Source organism: Plesiomonas sp. (genome assembly GCF_051650925.1).
Lineage (GTDB): Bacteria > Pseudomonadota > Gammaproteobacteria > Enterobacterales > CAMTGL01 > Plesiomonas.
In genome coordinates, this window is the sequence record NZ_JBOFRH010000511.1 from 1 (window position 1) to 1362 (window position 1362).

The 1362-nt window shown below is 48.3% G+C and carries 1 protein-coding gene and 1 pseudogene; both read right to left on the reverse strand.

Annotated elements, in window-relative coordinates; translation table 11 throughout:
- Positions 1-926, reverse strand: a pseudogene (locus ACRC27_RS12245) (amidohydrolase); the annotation flags it as partial.
- Between the two features lie 11 nt (positions 927-937).
- The coding region (gene dcuC, locus ACRC27_RS12250) for a C4-dicarboxylate transporter DcuC (protein WP_438639998.1) at positions 938-1362 on the reverse strand (425 nt) is incomplete at its 5' end.

Genomic DNA, 1362 nt, shown 5'->3' on the forward strand with positions numbered 1-1362 from the left:
GGCGATAGACAACGCACGCTCTCGCATATATCGGTTAATAGCTTCGGTTTCACCCCGCACTTCCAACTGTAACTTTGCACATGTTGGAATGATATTCCGCCCTTCACCGGCATGCAGCATGCCAATATTTATACGTGACTCCCCTCACCGTGACGAGGAATGGCCAAAAGCTGAGTAACACAATGACAAGCTCCCGCTAGCGCATTGGCCCCCAAATGTGGATTTACTCCGGCATGAGCTGGCGCGCCATGAAACGTGAAATCAAGTTTCGTAGTACACAAAAAATCTGTTGGCGCGACCGCTACGCAGCCACTAGGTACTCCCATGCCAATATGCGCAGCGAGAAAATAATCGCTGTCATCTAAAATCCCCCCCTCAGCAACCGGTTTAGCCCCGCGCACGCCCTCTTCAGCGGGTTGAAAAACTAATTTTATTTTGCCGCATAACTGCGCTTTGGCACGCATAACCCACTGCGCTAAACCCAGTCCCATCGCAATATGACCATCATGCCCGCACGCATGCATATCGCCTAAGTGCTTAGACGTAAAGCCCACTAGAGCTGGAATATGCGACTCATCATCTGACTCGGAAACCGCCACGCAATCAATATCAAAACGTAACGTAGTAATCGGTCCAACACGGCCACTCTCCCACACCGCAACGCAACCGGTCAGCCCATCCATCTCATCCATCAAGGTTTGAGAGATACCTGTCGCTTGTGCACGAGCCAGACTGGCCGCCACCTCATTCTCATTACGACCTAAAATATATTCACTAGACAAAAATGTTGTGCCAGTTAGAACATCCCAGCCCATATCTCGTAGCTGTGTAATAATTTTGGCCGTGGTCATAAACTCACCCCAACCACGTTCTGGGATCTGATGAAACTCACGGCGCCACTGTTGTAATTGATTTAATTCAGACATAGGGCCTCCGTTTATAAGAAGAACAATGCAATAAATAATACCGCCACAATCATGCCTGGTGCGGTACGTTTAGCGATCTCTAAAGGGTTTACGCCAGCAAGACCGGCACAAACAATCGCAGCACCAGCCAGCGGTGACATGTTGCGCCCCAGTGCCGAAGCCAGCATAACACCTGCACCTAATGTATTTACTTCATAGCCGAACATATTGGCATGTGGCGTAACTGCTTCATTAAATGCAAAAGCCGTCGCATCACCCGTTCCAGTAATTAGCCCCATAAAAAATGGCCCTAATGTTCCTCCCCAGCGAGCGAATTCAGGAGAGTGAGTCAATACTTGAATAAACTCACGAATAATACCAACTGAAGTTAAGCCTTCAATAAATACTGCAGCAGCAATAATAATCCCCAGAATATTGGCATAAGATGAACCCATAC